At 65.5% G+C, this 15,673-nt stretch carries 23 protein-coding genes; 14 read left to right on the top strand and 9 right to left on the bottom strand.

The window, feature by feature from the left end; all coding sequences use genetic code 11:
• Positions 1–23 precede the first annotated feature (23 nt).
• Together ACQY80_RS04995 and ACQY80_RS04990 are read right to left on the bottom strand one after the other, a co-directional pair.
• Positions 24–1,628 (bottom strand): ATP-binding protein, encoded by a 1,605-nt coding sequence (locus ACQY80_RS04995; RefSeq protein WP_428684239.1) that lies wholly within the window; start codon positions 1,626–1,628, stop codon positions 24–26.
• On the bottom strand, positions 1,621–2,331 hold the full coding sequence (locus ACQY80_RS04990) for a response regulator (RefSeq protein ID WP_428684237.1): 711 nt from the start codon (positions 2,329–2,331) through the stop codon (positions 1,621–1,623). The genes ACQY80_RS04995 and ACQY80_RS04990 overlap by 8 nt, the downstream gene beginning before the upstream one ends.
• A 280-nt stretch (positions 2,332–2,611) precedes the next feature.
• Between ACQY80_RS04990 and ACQY80_RS04985 the strand changes: the two genes are divergently transcribed.
• Both ACQY80_RS04985 and ACQY80_RS04980 read left to right on the top strand, forming a co-directional pair.
• Positions 2,612–4,213: a phosphoenolpyruvate carboxykinase gene (locus ACQY80_RS04985; protein ID WP_428684235.1), complete on the top strand. Its 1,602-nt coding sequence runs from the start codon at positions 2,612–2,614 to the stop codon at positions 4,211–4,213.
• 48 nt (positions 4,214–4,261) lie between these two features.
• Positions 4,262–4,714, top strand: coding sequence for a hypothetical protein (locus tag ACQY80_RS04980; protein ID WP_428684233.1), 453 nt, complete (start codon positions 4,262–4,264; stop codon positions 4,712–4,714).
• Here the strand turns inward: ACQY80_RS04980 and ACQY80_RS04975 are convergent.
• Positions 4,711–6,564 carry a DUF885 domain-containing protein gene (locus ACQY80_RS04975; protein WP_428684231.1) on the bottom strand — a complete coding sequence of 618 codons (1,854 nt, stop codon included), beginning with the start codon at positions 6,562–6,564 and terminating at the stop codon, positions 4,711–4,713. The two genes, ACQY80_RS04980 and ACQY80_RS04975, sit on opposite strands and share 4 nt — an antisense overlap.
• Positions 6,565–6,689: 125 nt before the next feature.
• A complete protein-coding gene (locus ACQY80_RS04970; RefSeq protein WP_428684229.1) occupies positions 6,690–7,097 on the bottom strand; it encodes a DUF3597 domain-containing protein in 408 nt (135 codons plus the stop codon).
• Between the two features lie 177 nt (positions 7,098–7,274).
• Here ACQY80_RS04970 and ACQY80_RS04965 point away from each other — a divergent pair, with 177 nt between their 5' ends.
• Complete coding sequence (locus ACQY80_RS04965) at positions 7,275–7,901, top strand: DUF937 domain-containing protein (protein WP_428684227.1); 627 nt, start codon at positions 7,275–7,277, stop codon at positions 7,899–7,901.
• Between the two features lie 38 nt (positions 7,902–7,939).
• Here the strand turns inward: ACQY80_RS04965 and ACQY80_RS04960 are convergent, their stop codons facing one another.
• The 3 genes from ACQY80_RS04960 to rplU form a co-directional block, all read right to left on the bottom strand.
• Positions 7,940–8,536, bottom strand: coding sequence for a GNAT family N-acetyltransferase (locus tag ACQY80_RS04960; RefSeq protein WP_428684225.1), 597 nt, complete (start codon positions 8,534–8,536; stop codon positions 7,940–7,942).
• A 239-nt stretch (positions 8,537–8,775) separates the two neighbouring features.
• Positions 8,776–9,045 carry a 50S ribosomal protein L27 gene (gene rpmA / locus ACQY80_RS04955; RefSeq protein WP_428684223.1) on the bottom strand — a complete coding sequence of 90 codons (270 nt, stop codon included), beginning with the start codon at positions 9,043–9,045 and terminating at the stop codon, positions 8,776–8,778.
• A 48-nt stretch (positions 9,046–9,093) separates the two neighbouring features.
• Positions 9,094–9,576 carry a 50S ribosomal protein L21 gene (rplU, locus tag ACQY80_RS04950; protein ID WP_428684221.1) on the bottom strand — a complete coding sequence of 161 codons (483 nt, stop codon included), beginning with the start codon at positions 9,574–9,576 and terminating at the stop codon, positions 9,094–9,096.
• Between the two features lie 227 nt (positions 9,577–9,803).
• Here rplU and ACQY80_RS04945 point away from each other — a divergent pair, with 227 nt between their 5' ends.
• Positions 9,804–10,322, top strand: coding sequence for a hypothetical protein (locus ACQY80_RS04945; RefSeq protein ID WP_428684219.1), 519 nt, complete (start codon positions 9,804–9,806; stop codon positions 10,320–10,322).
• Position 10,323: 1 nt separating this feature from the next.
• Here ACQY80_RS04945 and pspF read toward each other — a convergent pair whose 3' ends face one another.
• Complete coding sequence (gene pspF / locus ACQY80_RS04940) at positions 10,324–11,355, bottom strand: phage shock protein operon transcriptional activator (protein ID WP_428684217.1); 1,032 nt, start codon at positions 11,353–11,355, stop codon at positions 10,324–10,326.
• 176 nt (positions 11,356–11,531) lie between these two features.
• On the opposite strand from pspF, the gene ACQY80_RS04935 reads away from it, so the two are divergent.
• The 9 genes from ACQY80_RS04935 to ACQY80_RS04895 all read left to right on the top strand — a co-directional run bounded on the left by ACQY80_RS04935 (position 11,532) and on the right by ACQY80_RS04895 (position 14,612).
• Positions 11,532–11,672 carry a hypothetical protein gene (locus ACQY80_RS04935; protein ID WP_428684216.1) on the top strand — a complete coding sequence of 47 codons (141 nt, stop codon included), beginning with the start codon at positions 11,532–11,534 and terminating at the stop codon, positions 11,670–11,672.
• Positions 11,673–11,761: 89 nt separating this feature from the next.
• Positions 11,762–12,424 carry a phage shock protein PspA gene (gene pspA, locus ACQY80_RS04930; protein ID WP_428684214.1) on the top strand — a complete coding sequence of 221 codons (663 nt, stop codon included), beginning with the start codon at positions 11,762–11,764 and terminating at the stop codon, positions 12,422–12,424.
• Positions 12,425–12,436: 12 nt separating this feature from the next.
• The gene (gene pspB / locus ACQY80_RS04925) at positions 12,437–12,712 is read left to right on the top strand and encodes an envelope stress response membrane protein PspB (RefSeq protein ID WP_428684212.1); all 276 of its coding nucleotides are present in this window, start codon (positions 12,437–12,439) and stop codon (positions 12,710–12,712) included.
• Between the two features lies 1 nt (position 12,713).
• Positions 12,714–13,091, top strand: coding sequence for an envelope stress response membrane protein PspC (pspC, locus tag ACQY80_RS04920; RefSeq protein ID WP_428684210.1), 378 nt, complete (start codon positions 12,714–12,716; stop codon positions 13,089–13,091).
• A gap of 39 nt (positions 13,092–13,130) precedes the next feature.
• Positions 13,131–13,430 carry a hypothetical protein gene (locus tag ACQY80_RS04915; RefSeq protein ID WP_428684208.1) on the top strand — a complete coding sequence of 100 codons (300 nt, stop codon included), beginning with the start codon at positions 13,131–13,133 and terminating at the stop codon, positions 13,428–13,430.
• A gap of 14 nt (positions 13,431–13,444) precedes the next feature.
• Positions 13,445–13,762, top strand: coding sequence for a hypothetical protein (locus ACQY80_RS04910; RefSeq protein WP_428684206.1), 318 nt, complete (start codon positions 13,445–13,447; stop codon positions 13,760–13,762).
• Between the two features lie 11 nt (positions 13,763–13,773).
• Complete coding sequence (locus ACQY80_RS04905; protein ID WP_428684204.1) at positions 13,774–14,025, top strand: hypothetical protein; 252 nt, start codon at positions 13,774–13,776, stop codon at positions 14,023–14,025.
• A gap of 33 nt (positions 14,026–14,058) precedes the next feature.
• Positions 14,059–14,328, top strand: coding sequence for a hypothetical protein (locus ACQY80_RS04900; protein WP_428684202.1), 270 nt, complete (start codon positions 14,059–14,061; stop codon positions 14,326–14,328).
• A 26-nt stretch (positions 14,329–14,354) separates the two neighbouring features.
• Positions 14,355–14,612 carry a hypothetical protein gene (locus tag ACQY80_RS04895; protein ID WP_428684200.1) on the top strand — a complete coding sequence of 86 codons (258 nt, stop codon included), beginning with the start codon at positions 14,355–14,357 and terminating at the stop codon, positions 14,610–14,612.
• 97 nt (positions 14,613–14,709) lie between these two features.
• Here the strand turns inward: ACQY80_RS04895 and ACQY80_RS04890 are convergent, their stop codons facing one another.
• The gene (locus ACQY80_RS04890; protein WP_428684198.1) at positions 14,710–14,988 is read right to left on the bottom strand and encodes a hypothetical protein; all 279 of its coding nucleotides are present in this window, start codon (positions 14,986–14,988) and stop codon (positions 14,710–14,712) included.
• A gap of 205 nt (positions 14,989–15,193) precedes the next feature.
• On the opposite strand from ACQY80_RS04890, the gene ACQY80_RS04885 reads away from it, so the two are divergent.
• Positions 15,194–15,604, top strand: a complete 411-nt coding sequence (locus ACQY80_RS04885; RefSeq protein WP_428684196.1) for a SufE family protein — start codon at positions 15,194–15,196, stop codon at positions 15,602–15,604.
• The last annotated feature ends 69 nt before the right edge of the window (positions 15,605–15,673 follow it).

The following is a 15,673-nucleotide window of genomic DNA, read 5'->3' as shown; positions in this document are numbered from 1 at the left end:
AAACCGTTTTCGGTCGGCCGGCGTCAGCCGTCCTCGCCCGACTTTTCGCGCGCGGGCAGGGTGATCAGCAGGCTGGCGCCCCGCCGGCCATCGTCGCGGTCGCGCGCGGAGATCGTTCCGCTATGTCCCTCGATGATCGTCCGGGCGATCGCGAGGCCGAGGCCACTGTGGCGCCCGAACGCCTCGCCGTCGGGGCGTTCGCTGTGAAAGCGCCGGAAAATCGCTTCGCGCTGCGCGGGGTCGATGCCGGGGCCGTCGTCGTCGACCCGAACATGGACCTCGTCACCAAGCAGGGTCGCCGACACGCACACAAGGCCGTCTTCGGGGGAGAAGCTGATCGCATTGTCGATGACATTGTCGATCGCGCGCTCGAGCCGGTGGCCGTCGCCCATCACCACCGTCGTGCCCTTGCGCGGCCGCGCGAAGGCGATGCGTGGCAGGGGCTTGCCCTGCTCCGCACGCGCCGCGCGTCCTGCGAGCATCGATTCGATCATCAGCCCGATATCGATCGGCTCGAACAGGGTGCGCGACAATTGCGCGTCGATCCGGCTCGCATCGCTGATGTCGGTGACCAGCCGGTCGAGCCGGCGGACATCCTCGTCGGCGATGGCGAGCAACTGCGCGCGCTGTTCGGCGGTCTTGACGCGGCCCAGCCCCTCGATCGCGGAGCGCACCGAGGCGATCGGATTCTTGAGCTCGTGCGTCACGTCGGCGGCGAAATGTTCGCCCGCATCGATGCGTTCACGCAGCGCTTGCGTCATATCGCTGAGGGCGCGGGCGAGGGTGCCGATCTCGTCGCGGCGGCTCGGCAGGCGCGGCACGACGACCTCGCGGGCGCGGCCTAGGCGGACGCGCACCGCAGCGCGCGCGAGCCTGCGCAGCGGGCGGACGATCGTGCGCGCGAGGAAGAGCGAGAGCAGCACCGAGGCGAGCAGCACCGTCGTCACGACGAGCGCGATGCGGAAGCGTTCGGCGCGCACCGTCTTGGTTATGTCGCGCGCGTTCAGCGTCATCAGCATCGCCTCGGGCGCATCGAGATCGACGATCCGCGTCGCGCTCAGCAACGGGGTGCGCTCGGGAACATAGCGGAAGCGGCTCGACGCCGTGCCGGTTTTCAGCGTCGCGGCGACCTCGGGCCATGCGTCGCCGCGATCGACCCGTGGCTCCTCGAACTCGGGATAGGTCGGCGCGCCGACGATCCAGTCAATCCCGCGGTCCATCGCGCGCGCGACGTCGCGCTTCCACGGCTGCAGGTCGGGGTCGCGCAGCGTATAGGTCGGCGGTGCGTGGTCGAAGCTGTCGTCGATCTTTCGCCCAGCCGCGTCATAGAAGCGCAGCCGCGACTCGGTCGCCTGGGTGAATTCGCTGATCAGATGCTGGCGCTGGTCGGGGCGCGCCGCCTCGAGCGCCTCGTCGAGCATCGCGAGCTGGTCGCCCATCACGTCCATGCGCGTGTCGACCAACCGGCTGCGATAGGTGTCGAGATAGAAGAAGCCGCCGCCGAACAGCACGATCGCGAGGATATTGACCGCGAGGATACGGGTCGTCAGCGACCAGCGCGCCGACCAGACGAGCGGCGCCTCCTCCTGTTCGGCAATGCTGCCTTCGGGTTTCTTCGGATCAACCATCGTCGGAAAAGCGGTAACCCGCCCCGTACAGCGTCGCGATGCCGTCGAACTCGGCATCGACCTCGCGGAACTTGCGGCGCAGGCGCTTGATGTGGCTGTCGATCGTGCGGTCGTCGATATAGACGTCGTCCTGATAGGCGGCGTCCATCAACTGGTTGCGGCTGCGCACGATACCGGGGCGCGAGGCGAGCGTTTCGAGGATCAGGAATTCGGTGACGGTCAGCGTCACATCCTTGCCGTCCCAGCTCACCTTGTGGCGCGCGGGGTCCATCTTCAGCCGTCCGCGGGTGATCGGCTCGGCCACCGGTTCGTCCTCTTCGCTGGCCGGCGCGCGGTTGAGCTCGACGCGGCGCAGGATCGCGCGGATGCGCGCGATGACCAGCCGCTGCGAGAAGGGTTTGGCGATATAGTCATCGGCCCCCATCGCAAGGCCCAGCGCCTCGTCGATTTCGTCGTCCTTGCTGGTCAGGAAGATGACCGGAAGCTGGCTTTTCTCGCGCAGGCGGCGCAGCAGCTCCAGCCCGTCCATGCGCGGCATCTTCACGTCGAAGACGGCCAGGTCGGGCGGGTTGTCGATCAGCGGCTTCAGCGCCGCCTCGCCATCCGAATAGACGCGCGTGACAAAGCCTTCGGCTTGCAGCGCGATCGACAGGGATTGCAGGATGTTGCGGTCGTCGTCGACCAGCGCGATGGTTGCCGTCATGCTCTTTCCATTGGGCGGACCCGCACGGGGACTAGCCGATAAGGGGCTCAGCGACAACCGCGTGAAGCGGTGCGGGGTTCCATGGCCGATACTCGTCGCGGAGGCCCCGCGATTCACCCTTTAATCTTTTGACCTTGCCCCCCATCACAGCTAACGCGACCGGGATTTCGGAATCGATGCCCGGTCGGCACCCCATGTTCATGCGGGCCCATCGCTTTCGCATGGCATGCGCTGCATACCTATGCAAAGATACGGTCGGGATAGAGGAAAGGCGAAGACAATGACGAAGCTTGTGATCGGCACCGACGCCGTCGAGACGAAGGCGCAGATTGCCGAAAACCTGGGCACATCGGCGCTGATCGAGGACGCGATCCGCAACGGCGAAGGTCTGCTGGCCAAGGACGGCCCGCTCGTCGTCGAAACCGGCAAGCACACCGGTCGCAGCGCCAAGGACAAGTTCATCGTCCAGGACGACGAAACGCGCGACACCATATGGTGGGGCAAGACCAACGTCCCGATGACGCCCGATCATTTTGCATCGCTCAAGGCCGATTTCTTCGCGCACCTCGCCGACCGCCCGCGCCTCTATCGCCAGCAGCTGTTCGGCGGCTCGCAGCCCGAGCACCGCGTCGCGGTGCAGGTCGTCACCGAATTCGCCTGGCACAGCCAGTTCATCCGCACGCTTCTCTGCCGCCCGACCGCGGCGGAGCTTGCGGCATTTGCGGCCGAGTACACCATCATCGACCTGCCGAGCTTCCGTGCCGACCCGGCAAAGCATGGCTCGCGGACCGAAACGGTGATCGCGGTGAACTTCACCGAGAAGCTGATCCTGATCGGCGGCACACAGTACGCGGGCGAGATGAAGAAGTCGGTGTTCGGCATCCTCAACTACCTCCTCCCCGTGAAGGGCGTGATGCCGATGCACTGCTCGGCCAACATCGGCGCGAACGGCGACACCGCGGTCTTCTTCGGCCTGTCGGGCACCGGCAAGACGACGCTGTCGGCCGACGCCTCGCGCACGCTGATCGGCGACGACGAGCATGGCTGGTCGGACACGGCAGTCTTCAATTTCGAGGGCGGCTGCTATGCCAAGATGATCCGCCTCTCGCCTGAAGCGGAGCCCGAGATTTTCGCGACGACCAAGCGCTTCGGCACCGTGCTCGAAAATGTCGTTATGGATCCCGAAACGCGCGAACTCGACTTCGACGATGCGACGCTCGCCGAGAACAGCCGCGGCAGCTACCCGATCGACTTCATTCCGAACACGTCGGAAAAGAATATGGGCCCGGTGCCGCAGACGGTGATCATGCTGACCGCCGACGCCTATGGCGTGCTGCCCCCGATCGCGAAGCTGACCCCCGATCAGGCGATGTATCACTTCCTCTCGGGCTACACCGCGCGCGTCGCGGGGACCGAGATTGGCGTGACCGAGCCCGAGGCGACCTTCTCGACCTGTTTCGGCGCGCCCTTCATGCCGCGCCACCCGTCGGTCTATGGTAACCTCCTCAAGGAGCGCATCGCCAAGGGCGGCGTCCAGTGCTGGCTGGTCAACACCGGCTGGACCGGCGGCATGGCGACGATGGACGGCATAAAGCGCATGCCGATCAAGGCGACCCGCGCGCTGCTCAACGCGGCGCTCGACGGCAGCCTGAACGACGCCGAGTTCCGCAAGGATCCCAACTTCGGCTTCATGGTTCCCGTCGCGGTTCCGGGCGTCGACAGCGGCTTGCTCGATCCGCGTGAGGCATGGGCCGACAAGGCCGCCTATGACCGCACCGCGCAAACGCTGGTCGGCCAGTTCATCGACAATTTCGCACAATTCGCGGACCATGTTGACGAAGGCGTCCGCCAGGCCGCACCGCAGGCAGCCGTCGCAGCCTGATTGACCCGGAAACTTCCGGGTGCTCATTCACCCGGAAGGACCGGACCGATGACCACCGACTATAAACCGCGCCTGTTCGAGCGCGATTCCGACATCCGCGCGATCGGTGAGGGCCTGCTCGCGCGCACATTGCCGCGCGAGGCGTGGACGCACGAGGCGCATCTCGGCGCATGCCTCTGGCTTGTCAGCGAGCGCCCCGACATCGACATCGATGCCGGGATCGCGACGATCATCAGCCGCTATAACGAAAGCGTCGGCGGCGTGAACGACGACACGCAGGGCTATCATGACAGCATCACCCGCGCCTATGTCGCGGGGGTACGCCTGTTCCTGTCCGAAACCGGCGAAACGGAGCTGGCGGCGCGCGTCAACGCGATGCTGCTGTCCGACGTCGGCCGCCGCGACTGGCCGCTGCGCTTCTACACCCGCGAGCTGCTGTTTTCGGTCGCGGCGCGGCGGGGATTCGTCGAGCCCGATCTGGCGCCGCTGCCGCGGCCCTAGGCCTTTGTCACCGCGATATATTCGTCGACATTCTTCGCCAGCACGTCGAGCGGGACGTTGCCGCCCTTGACCACCGTGTCGTCGAAATCGCGCAGGTCGTATTTCGCGCCGAGCGCGGCTTGCGCGCGGCCGCGCTGGCGGACGATCTCGCTGTGGCCGACCTTGTATCCGCACGCCTGCCCGACCCAGCTGCAATAGCGGTCGACTTCGCTCGACACCTCGAGCGGGTTCGAGCCATTCTCCTTGACGAAGAAATCGACCCCCTGTTCGCGCGTCCAGCGCTTGGCGTGGATGCCGGTGTCGACGACAAGGCGGCAGGCGCGGAAGGCGAGCGACTGGAGATAGCCGAGGCGCCCGACCTCGAAATCGTCATAAAGACCCAGTTCGTCGGCGAGCTGTTCGGCGTAGAGCGCCCACCCTTCCGAATAGGCGTTGAACGCCAGCATCGTGCGGATCAGCGGCATCTGGTTCGCATATTCGCCCTGCCAGACATGCCCCGGGATCGCCTCGTGCATCGCCAGATCAGGAAGCGAATATTTGCTATGCAGGTCGGTGGTCCGGAGGTTGATCCAGAAGCGGCCGGGGGTGCTGCCGTCGATTGATCCCGCGCCGCCATAGGCTGCGGGCGCGCCGGGTTCCTCGGCGAGCGGCAGCCGCTTCACCTCGACATTGCCCTTCACCAGCGTGCGGAAGGCGCGCGGCAGCTGGGTGCGGATCTTGCCGAGCCAAGTCTGGATGTACGCGACGATCTCGGCGCGGCCGGCGTCGTTGTCGGGGAATTTAAAGCGCGGATCCTTCGCCAGCTCGTTCATCCGGTCGCCGACCGAGCCGTTCGCGTAGCCGAGCTTCTTCAGGATCGGGTCCATCTGCCCATGCAGGTCGGCAAGCTGCTCGCGGCCCATCGCATGGACCTCGTCGGGGGTCATGCGCGTCGTCGTCGAGGCGCGGAGCGCCCAGGCGTAGAACTCGTCGCCATGCGGGCGCGCCCACATGCCGGCGTCCATCGTTGCCTTCGGCCGCTGCGCCTTCAGCTCGGCGAGCTGGCGTTCGAGCGCCGCGGCAATCGGGCCTTGCACGATCTTCGAAGATCGCGCGCTCCAATCGCCCGCGATCTTCGCGGCGGCGGTGCGGGTGGCGAGGCTTTCGACCATCCCGCCACCCGCTTTCGCATCGGCGAGCGTGGCCTCGAGCTGCTTCACGGCCTTGTCGATCAGAAAGGCAGGGGCGATCAGGCCCGTGCCGCCCGCGGCCTTCAGCCGTCCGGTTTCGCCATCGAGAACGCCGGGAAAGGCATTGAGGCGCGACAGATAGGCCTCGGCGTCGGCAGAGGTCTTGATGGGATGGTCGCTGTCGAGGAATTTCGGGACGTCCAGATAGGCGCCGACATTCTGGATCACCACATAGGGCGTGTTGCGCCAGCCGCCGACCGCGACGTCGCCATAGGGCTGCGCGAAACCGTCGAGCGCGACGCTGTAGGCGCTATCGACGACGGCGAGGCTGGTGCGGGTGGCATGGTCGAGGCCGTCGGTCTTGAACGCGCGGATGCGGGCCACATCGGCCTTCAGCGTGTCGGCGACGGCCTTCATCCCTGCCGCCGAGCGATCGCCGAGCTTGCCGCGTTCGGCCGCGCGCGCGCCGGTGTCGATGCCGAGCGCGGTCGCGCCTTCCGGCGACAGCGCGATCAGATTGTCGGCGACCGAATCGAGCAGCGTCTGCGCAGGCGATTTCGCCGCCGATCCGGTGGCGATTGTTTCGGCCGCAGCCGGACCCGCGATGGCGATGCCGGCAGCACCGGCGCCCAATGAGGCGAGTGTCTGGCGGCGGCTGATCGGAGTCGAGATGATGTGCACGGCAAAGGCTCCCCGGGCTTTGTTTCTGTTGAAACCTGTCTAGGCACCCCCGCGCGCCGGTCAACGAAAAGGGGTCGGGCGAGCCTTTGCCCACCCGACCCCCGTCGAAAATTATCGACCGTCTGTCAGTCGGTCAGATCGGCGGGCACCTTGCCCCCGTTTGCGGCGAGTTCGCGCATCACGGCCTTGTGCAGCCAGATGTTCATTTCGGCGCTGCCATCGAGCGCGCCGGTGTAGCCGAGTTCGGTCGCGAGTTCCTTGCGGTTGTCGAGGCTCGAATCGATGCCGAGCAGCTTCATCAGGTCGACGATCGATGTGCGCCAGTTGAGCGCCTGCCCCGCCTTGGCGGCCTCGGCCGACAGGATGGTTTCGACGTCGACATCGCTGATCGCAGTCGGCGCTGCGGCGGCGGCAGCCATCGCGCTGGTCGCCGCGTCGAGCGCCGAGCCGATGGGGTTGGGGGCCGGGGCGGCGGGTTCCGCAGCCTGCGCCTTGCCGAAAATCGCGTCCTTTATCTTGCCGAAAATGCTCATATTTTAGCTCCCACTATAAGCGCGGCCACTCCCGGACGGGGCGAGTCGCATGGCCGCAGGATGGACCTAGGCATTTGAAAATGACAGCGAAATGAACGACTCCTTCTCTGTCGCGCTGCTGCTATAACAATATGCACCGGTCAGGGTTTGATCCCGGCCGCAGTGGGAGCATATCTGATGAATCTGACCGACATTCTGGCGCAGGCCGGTGGCATCGACTCGATGGCGAACCAGCTGGGTATTCCGCCTGAGATGGCGAAGCAGGGGGCCGAGGCGCTGCTGCCCGCGATCCTCGGCGGGTTCAAGACGCAGGCGCAGGGCGCGGGCGGGATCGAGGGGCTCGGCGGGTTGCTCGGCCAGCTCGGCGGTGGCGGTTTGCTCGATTCTGTCCTCGGGTCGCAGCCGACGCCGGTGGATCAGGGCAACGATGTGCTCGGCCAGATTTTCGGATCGAAGGATGTCAGCCGCACGGTCGCGGATCATGCCGCGGGCCAGAGCGGGCTTGATTCGGGGCTGCTCAAGCAGATGCTGCCGATCCTCGCGATGATGGTCGCGGGCTATATGGCCAAGCAGGGTGGTCAGCAGGGCAGCGGCAGCGCCGACGGACTCGGCGACCTGATCGGCGGCGCGCTGAGTGGCGGTGGCGGATCGAGCGGCGGCCTTGGGGGCATCCTCGGCAGCGTTCTTGGCGGTAGCGGCGGCGCGTCGGGCGGGCTTGGCGGCCTCGGCAAGATGCTCGACATGGACGGCGACGGCAATCCGCTCGACGACATCATCGGCATGGCCGGGAAGCTGCGCGGGTAAGGCAGCCCCAATCCCCTCCCGCAAGCGGGAGGGGTGTTTCAGGCCGCGATCAGGCGGATTTCGTCGCGAAAGTCCGCATCGATGTCGATGCGGCCTCGCATGGGGGTGACGGCATTGCTGCCGTCACCATCGCCCTCTTCGAACAGCGCGCAGGGCGCTTCGCCGCCGCGGGCGACGCTGTAGCGTTGCGCGACCTGGCCGGTCGGCTTGAACCCCAGCTTGCGGAGCACGGCGCCCGACGCGGGATTATCGACGAAATGGCCGGCACCAAGCTTGGGCAGGTTCATCGCGCGCGCGATGCGGACGAGCTGGCGTCCGGCTTCGGTCGCAAAGCCGAGTCCCCAATAGGGCCGCGCGATCCAGTATCCCATCTCCAGCGGTCCTTCGGGGCTCGGCGAGATGCCGCAGCCGCCGACGAGGCGCGGGGCGCCGCCGGTACGGGCGAAGATCAGGAAACGCGGCTGGTCGGGGTCGACAGGCATGCTGAGGAACTTCTGCGCTTCTTCCTCACCATAGGGCCAGGGTGCGCGGGCAAGATTGCGGACCACCGCTTCTTCGCCGATCGCGCGGGCGAGCGCCGAGGCATCTTCCTGCCAGCCGGGCCGCAGCAACAGTCTTTCGGTACGCGCAAACATCGTATCACTCCCATTTGCCTGTCGCCGTGGCGCCAGATGGTGACGCTTTGACGACATTCGATAGAGAGGGAGATGGATGGCCCTGTTTTCGCGCCAGAAAATCCGGGATCGCGGATATCGGACAAGAAAAAAGGGAGTCCGGGGGTGACCCGTCTCCCTCTTTTCGAACTTTGTTCCCGCGTTGGCGGAAAGGACCGTTCCGGGTCATCCCTTGTGGACGACCCGTACGAAGTCGTCCTTTATTCGGCTGCTTCTGCCATGGCGTCGACCGACACATATTTGCGGCCAAGCTTGCCATCGTGGAATCGGACGCGGCCTTCGGCGGTGGCGAACAGGGTGTGGTCCTTGCCCATGCCGACGTTGACGCCCGCGTACACCTTGGTGCCGCGCTGGCGCACGATAATGTTGCCGCCGATCACTTCCTGACCGCCGAACTTCTTCACGCCAAGGCGCTTGGCCTGCGAGTCGCGACCGTTGCGCGACGAACCGCCTGCTTTCTTATGTGCCATGACCTAAACTCCTTGCTTCGCTTGAGGGGCCGAGCTGCGTTGCCGCGCTCAGGCTTCCTTCTTGGGGGCTGCCTTCTTGGCAGCGGGCTTCTTTTCGGCGGCAGCTTCGGCCTTGGGCGCAGCGGCCTTCTTCGGCGCAGCGGCCTTCTTCTCGGCGGCCGGTGCGGCAGCTTCGGCAGCCGGAGCGGCCTCGGCCTTCGGAGCGGCTTCCTTCTTCGGCGCAGCCTTCTTGGCTTCACCGACGGCAAGGATGCGCAGCAGCGTCAGCGACTGGCGGTGACCGTTGCGACGGCGGTAATTGTGCCGGCGGCGCTTCTTGAAGACGATGACCTTTTCGCCGCGCGTCTGGGCGATGATCTCGGCCGAAACGGTCAGGCCGTTCGCGTCCTTCACTTCGCCGCCGTCACCGGCCAGCAGAATGTCACCCAGCGACACGGTGTCACCGGCTTCACCCTCGATCTTCTCGACGGCGATCTTGTCTCCAGCGGCGACGCGATACTGCTTGCCGCCCGTGCGCACGATTGCGAACATGGTCTTCCATCCAATCAAAAAACTAGATCACCCGCACACCAGTCACCTGCCGGGGCAGGCGATTTTTCCGGCATGCGGGAAAGTCAGCGCCACTAGCGTTCAATCCCCGAGCTGTCAACCGCATATTTCCGTGCTTTTTAAGGAAATGCGCGGCGCATGGCGCGATACGGGCGACAGGCCGATTCGGCTCTTGCTGCGATGCTCTTGCGCCCATATCAGGGGCGGTGATGAAGTGCGCGTCCTTTTTTCTGCCGGCCATCGCCGCCCTGTCGCTTTCGGCCTGCGCCGCCGGCGTCGGAAATGGTGAGGCTGCGCCCTCGCTCGCGCACCGGCCGGTCGAGGGGCGTTTCAATGTCGCACCGCCGACCGTTGCGGTCACGCCGCCGGGGCCGCTGCCCACCGATCTGGCTGGGCGCCTCGCGCGCTGGGATGCCGATGCGGCCGCAGCGCAGCAGGCCTTCGCCGCCGAACGCGGCAATGCCGCCACGCTGGTGTCGGCGGCTGCGGGCTCCGCTATAGCGAGCGAGCGCTGGATCGCGGCGCAGCAGGCGATCTCGCGCCTCGTCGCGGCGCGCGCGCCGCTGACCGGGGCGCTTGCCGACATCGACCGGCTCTATCTCGACCGCAGCATCGACGAGGCGGTCGACGGACTGCCCGATATCTATGCGCTGCGCGACCGGCTGGCCGACACGGCCTCGGCCCAGGATGCGATCATCGAGGCGCTGTCGGACCAGCTTCCCGGATAGGTTATTGATTGAGCCCGTGCTTCTTCAGCGCGTGGCGAATCTGGTCGTAGCTGAGGCCGAGCGCTTCGGCCGCGACCTTCTGGTTGAAGCGGCAGCGCGCCATCGTGTCGGACAATATCTGTTTTTCATACGCGTCGACCGAGGCGCGCAGGTCGCTGACGGGCCCCGATGGCGGTGCATGCGCGGTGAGCACCGTTTCGCTGGCGGCGGCGGGCGCGGCGGCTTCGACAACAGTCGCGGGTTGGCGCGTGGCCGGCTGCCAAGGGCTGGCAAAGGGGTCGAACGTCAGCGCATCGACCGGGCGTAACGGGTCGGCCCAGCGATAGATGGCGCGCTCGATGACGTTCCTCAGTTCGCGGACATTGCCCGGCCAGTCGTGCCCCTCCATCGCCGCAAGCGCGCGCGGGCCGAAGCCTGGCCATTCGTCCCAGCCGAGCACGGCCGCCATGCGTTGGCCGAAGTAAGTGGCGAGCACCTCGATATCGCCCTCGCGGGCGCGGAGCGGGGGCAGGGTAATGACCTCGAACGACAGCCGGTCGAGCAGGTCGGCGCGAAAGCGGTTCTGTTCGACCAGCGCCGGCAGATGCTCGTTGGTCGCCGCGACGATGCGGACGTCGACGCGGGTCGGGCGCGAGGCGCCGACGCGGGTGATCTCGCCATATTCAACAGCGCGGAGCAGCCGCTCCTGTGCGCCGCTCGACATCGTTGCGAGTTCGTCGAGGAACAGGGTGCCGCCGTCGGCCTCCTCGAAGCGTCCCGCGCGGCTGCGCGTCGCGCCGGTGAAGGCGCCCGCCTCATGCCCGAACAGTTCGGCCTCGATCAGCGTTTCGGGCATCGCGGCGCAGTTCAGGATTACATAGGGCTTGTCCCAGCGCGCCGACAGGCGGTGGAGGCGTTCGGCGATCAATTCCTTGCCGGTGCCGCGCTCGCCGATGACGAGTACGGGCCGGTCGAGCGCCGCCGCCTGGCTGGCGCGATCGACCGCGTCCTGAAAGGCCGCCGACTGGCCGATAAACTGCGTTTCGCGCTCCATTCCCAATCATTGGCAAAAATTCCCGCTGATTGGCAAGTCAAATCGGTGCCGACTGGTGTTTGCAGATGAAGTTGCGCGCTTTTCTGCCCCTTTCGGCAATTGGCACGCCTCCTGCAGTGTATCACACGAACCGGCGCAACACGCTCCGGTGCAGCGAAAAACAGGAAGGTTGACCCATGAAGACGATGTTTGCCCAGGCCGCCACCTTCGCGCTCAGCGCGCTTGGAGCGCTTGCCATCTTCGTTGGCGTGATCGACCAGCCCCAGCTCGTTTACGACGCCGCTGCAGCCACCCCGGCGGTCAGCCATCTGGCCTGACCGAACACTGGTGCCGGGGCACTCTCCCCCCTTGCCCCGCCCCGGCACCAGCCATTTTTAGGACCAAGGTTTTCGACAGGAGTTTCCAAATGGGTATTTTCTCACGAACCCGCGACATCATCGCCGCCAACGTCACCGACCTGCTCGACCGCGCGGAAGATCCCGAAAAGATGATCCGCCAGATCATTTTCGAGATGAACGAAACGCTCGTCGAAGTCCGCGCTTCCGCTGCCCGCACGATTGCGGACCAGAAGGAAATGCGCCGCCACATCTCGAAGCTCGAAAGCCTGCAGGACAGCTGGAAGGAAAAGGCCGAACTCGCGCTGTCGAAAGACCGCGAAGACCTCGCCACTGCTGCGCTCGTCGAAAAGCAGAAGGCCGGTGACATGGCCGACAAGCTGAAGGCCGAAATCGCCGTCCTCGACGACGCGCTCAAGGGCTATGAGGCCGATATCGCCAAGCTGCAGAAGAAGCTGAGCGAAGCCCGCGCTCGCCAGTCGAGCGTCGTCAACCGCCTCGAAAGCGCCGAGAACCGCTACAAGCTGCGCGAGATGACCAATGGCGACCGGGTCGAAGACGCCTTCTCGCGCTTCGAGATCCTCGAACGCCGCGTCGACGAAGCCGAAGGCCGCGCCGATGCGCTGGGTCTCGGCTACAAGAAGTCGCTCGACGAGGAAATCGCCGAACTGCAGTCCGCCGACAAGGTTGCCGACGAACTCGCCGCGCTGAAGGCCGCGCAGGCCAACAAGTAAGGAGCCGGACCGATGGAAGAGGTAATCGTCCCGATTGTGGTCGTCCCTGCGATCTTCCTCGGTCTGCCCTGGCTGATCCTCCACTATGTGACCAAGTGGAAGCAGGCCAAGACGCTGACTGGGGAGGACGAGCAGCTGCTCGACGAACTGTACGACACGGCACGCCGGCTCGAAAACCGCCTGCATACCGTCGAACGCATCATCAGCGCCGACAATCCCGACTTCCGCCCGGCGGTAAGGAGCGATGAGGATCTGGCGCAACTGGAAAACATGAGCCGGAGGAACTGAGATGTCTGCCAGCCGCACGAAATTCTACCTCGACAAGCAGAACGCGAAATGGAGCGGCGTGTGCGCCGGGATCGCGGACTATACGGGCATCGACGTCCTCTGGATCCGCGTTGCGGCGGTGCTGGGCACGCTGATGGGATCGGGTGTCCTGATCATCGCCTATTTCCTGATCGCCTGGATGGGCACGCCGAAGCCGCTCGCGCTCTATGGCTCGAACGAGGAAGCGAAATTCTGGCAGGGGGTGCGGACGAACCCCAGCGCGTCGACCCGCGACATCCGCTCGCGCTTCCGCGACATCGACCGCCGCCTTGCCGATATCGAACTTTACTACACCAGCCACAACCGTCGCCTCGCCGACGAGATCGACGCTCTCCGGTAATCTGGGCGCTTACCGGACAAGGCAACAGGGAGACTTACAATGAACTTCGGTGGTCCCGCTTTCGTCCTCGCCATCATCGCTCTGTCGATCGGCGGCTGGATGTTCACCACCTGGATCCGCGCCAAGCACGGCTATCCCGTCGAGAATGAATGGGGTGGCACGGTTCATCGAACCGACGTCGACGCTGATCGAAAAATCGCTTTGCTATCGGACGAGAATGCCAAGCTCGTCGGCCAGATCGGCCGGCTCGAGGAACGCATTTCGGTTCTCGAACGCATCGCGACCGAAACCAACGGCCAGGCCGCGCAGCTCGCCGACCAGATCGACCGACTGCGCTGAGAGGAACAAGACAGATGAATCTCGACGTCCTGAACACCATTGCCCCCGTCGCCGCCATCGTTGGCCTGGCCGGGGTCGGCGGCTGGGTCTTCACTACCTGGCTGCGCGTCAAGAACGGCTACCCGCTCGAAAACAGCTGGGGCAAGGCGGTCTATCCCAAGACCAGCGACGAGGCGATGGAACGTATCAAGCTGGCCGCCCAGGAAAATGCCCAGCTGCGCGCAGAGCTTGGTTCGGTGAAGGATCGCCTCGCGGTGATCGAACGCATCGTGACCGACGAAAGCCACCGCGTGGCGAGCGAAATCGAGGCGCTGCGGCGCCCGGCGAATTGAGGAGATGAAGCATGGGTGACGCCGTCTGGGTATTGATCCCCCTCGCGCCCTTTCTGCTCGGCGGTTTCGCCATCTGGTCGAAGCATCAGCAGAAGATGATCGAGAAGCAGTCCGAAATGACCGCCGAAAAGGCCGCGCAATACGCATCGCAGACCGAACGGCTGGAGGCACGCGTCCGCGTCCTCGAACGCATCGTCACCGACAAGGGGATCGATGTCGCCGACGAGATCGAAAAGCTGCGCGACGCGCCGCCGCTCAACTGAACAACGACAAGACAAGACCGGAAGGAGCCCCCCATGAACCCGTTTGAAATGGTGATCGGCATCGTCCTGATCGTGACGATCGGCAGCATCATCCGCGCCAAGCACGGCATCCGCCGCGACCGCCGGGGCAATGAATATTTCGTCGGCAATCCGGCGAACGAGGCCGAAACGCAGGCGCTGCAGGCCGAAATCCGCGCGCTCAAGGATCGCATCCAGGTTCTCGAACGCATCGCCACCGACAACAACCGCGCCGTCACGCTCGATCAGGAGATCGAAAGCCTGCGCGACCGGACCCGTCCCTGAGACCCTGACGAAGAAGGAGCCGAACCATGGGCACCATCACTTCCGACCTTGCGACGAACCTGATCCCCGCGGCGGTTGCGCTGACCGCGCTGACGATCATCAGCCTGGTCGCGCTGCGCGGCTGGCGCGACTGGATCCAGCTGAAGCGCGAGGAACTTGCGGCCGGCCCCGTCGCCGAGATGCACGATCCCGCCGTGCCCAACGCCGGATCGCGGATCGAGATCGCCGACCTCAAGGAACGCCTCCGCAAGCTCGAAGCCATCGCGGCGGGGGTCGACCTCTGATTTGAACACAGAACGGGATCGCGCCGACAGATCGACGCGATCCCGATGGGCCATGCGGCCCGAACAGGGTGGGCGAAAAAGCCCGGACGGCCGACCGTCAGCCCTTGCAGGCCTGCTTGGTCTTGTTACCCGCCAACGAGCAATCATAGGTCACCGTCTTGCCGTTCGCGAGGCGGGCCGTGACCATGCGGCCGCGAGGCTTGGCGGCGGCGGTGCGCGCCGGCGCGGTAGCCACCTTGGTCGTCGCTGGCTTTGCCGAGGCATGCGCCACCGGCTTGGCGGCGGGCTTGGCGGTTGTCGCGGCCGCGAAGGACGGGGCGGCGATCAGCATCGTGGACGCAAGGCCGAGGCCGATGAGGGTACGAAAGCGTGCCATAGTCTTCACTCCATAGAGGTGAAATCACTGAGTCCGGTGGTCGGGGCAGGGGGATGTCTCTTCCGCGAACAATCCCTTGTTAGTCGCTTCCGTCCGACGAGGGCGTGGCCGCGCCGTGACAATGTCGTAATCTGGGTCGTAATCTTGTGGCTCAACCCGTGAGCCGGGCCTTCCAACGCGGCGTCAAACATGCGAGGGCGCGGCGATGCGCAGTCTCGACGATATTTTCGAAGAATATGACTTTCTCGACGGCGACGATCGCTATCGCCTGCTGATCGACCTCGGCCGCGAGCTCGAGCCGATGCCCGATGCGCTCAAGACCGACGCGACGCTGGTGCGCGGTTGTTCGGCGAGCGTCTGGGTCTATCCGGTGTCGCAGACGGGCGACCGCCTGCATTTTCTCGCCGACAGCAATGCCGCGATCACCAAGGGGATCGTCGCGCTGGTCCTCGCCGCGGTGCAGGACAAGCCTGCCTCCGAGGTCGCGGCGATGGATGTCTCCGCCGCGCTCGCGCCGTTCGACCTGACGCGGCAGCTCTCGTCGAACCGGACGCAGGGCGTCCCTAACATGATTGCGCTGGTGCAGGACACCGCCCGCCGCCTCGCCGCAGGCTGAGCTTTTCGCGTCCCCGCATCAGGGGCGCCGCGAAATTTCGAACGAACATGAAAAAGGGCGCGGGAGTTT

Source organism: Sphingopyxis sp., from assembly GCF_965279755.1.
Classification (GTDB): Bacteria; Pseudomonadota; Alphaproteobacteria; order Sphingomonadales; family Sphingomonadaceae; genus Sphingopyxis.
The sequence above is the reverse complement of the archived record's forward strand: the minus strand, read 5'-3'. Positions and strand labels throughout refer to the sequence as shown.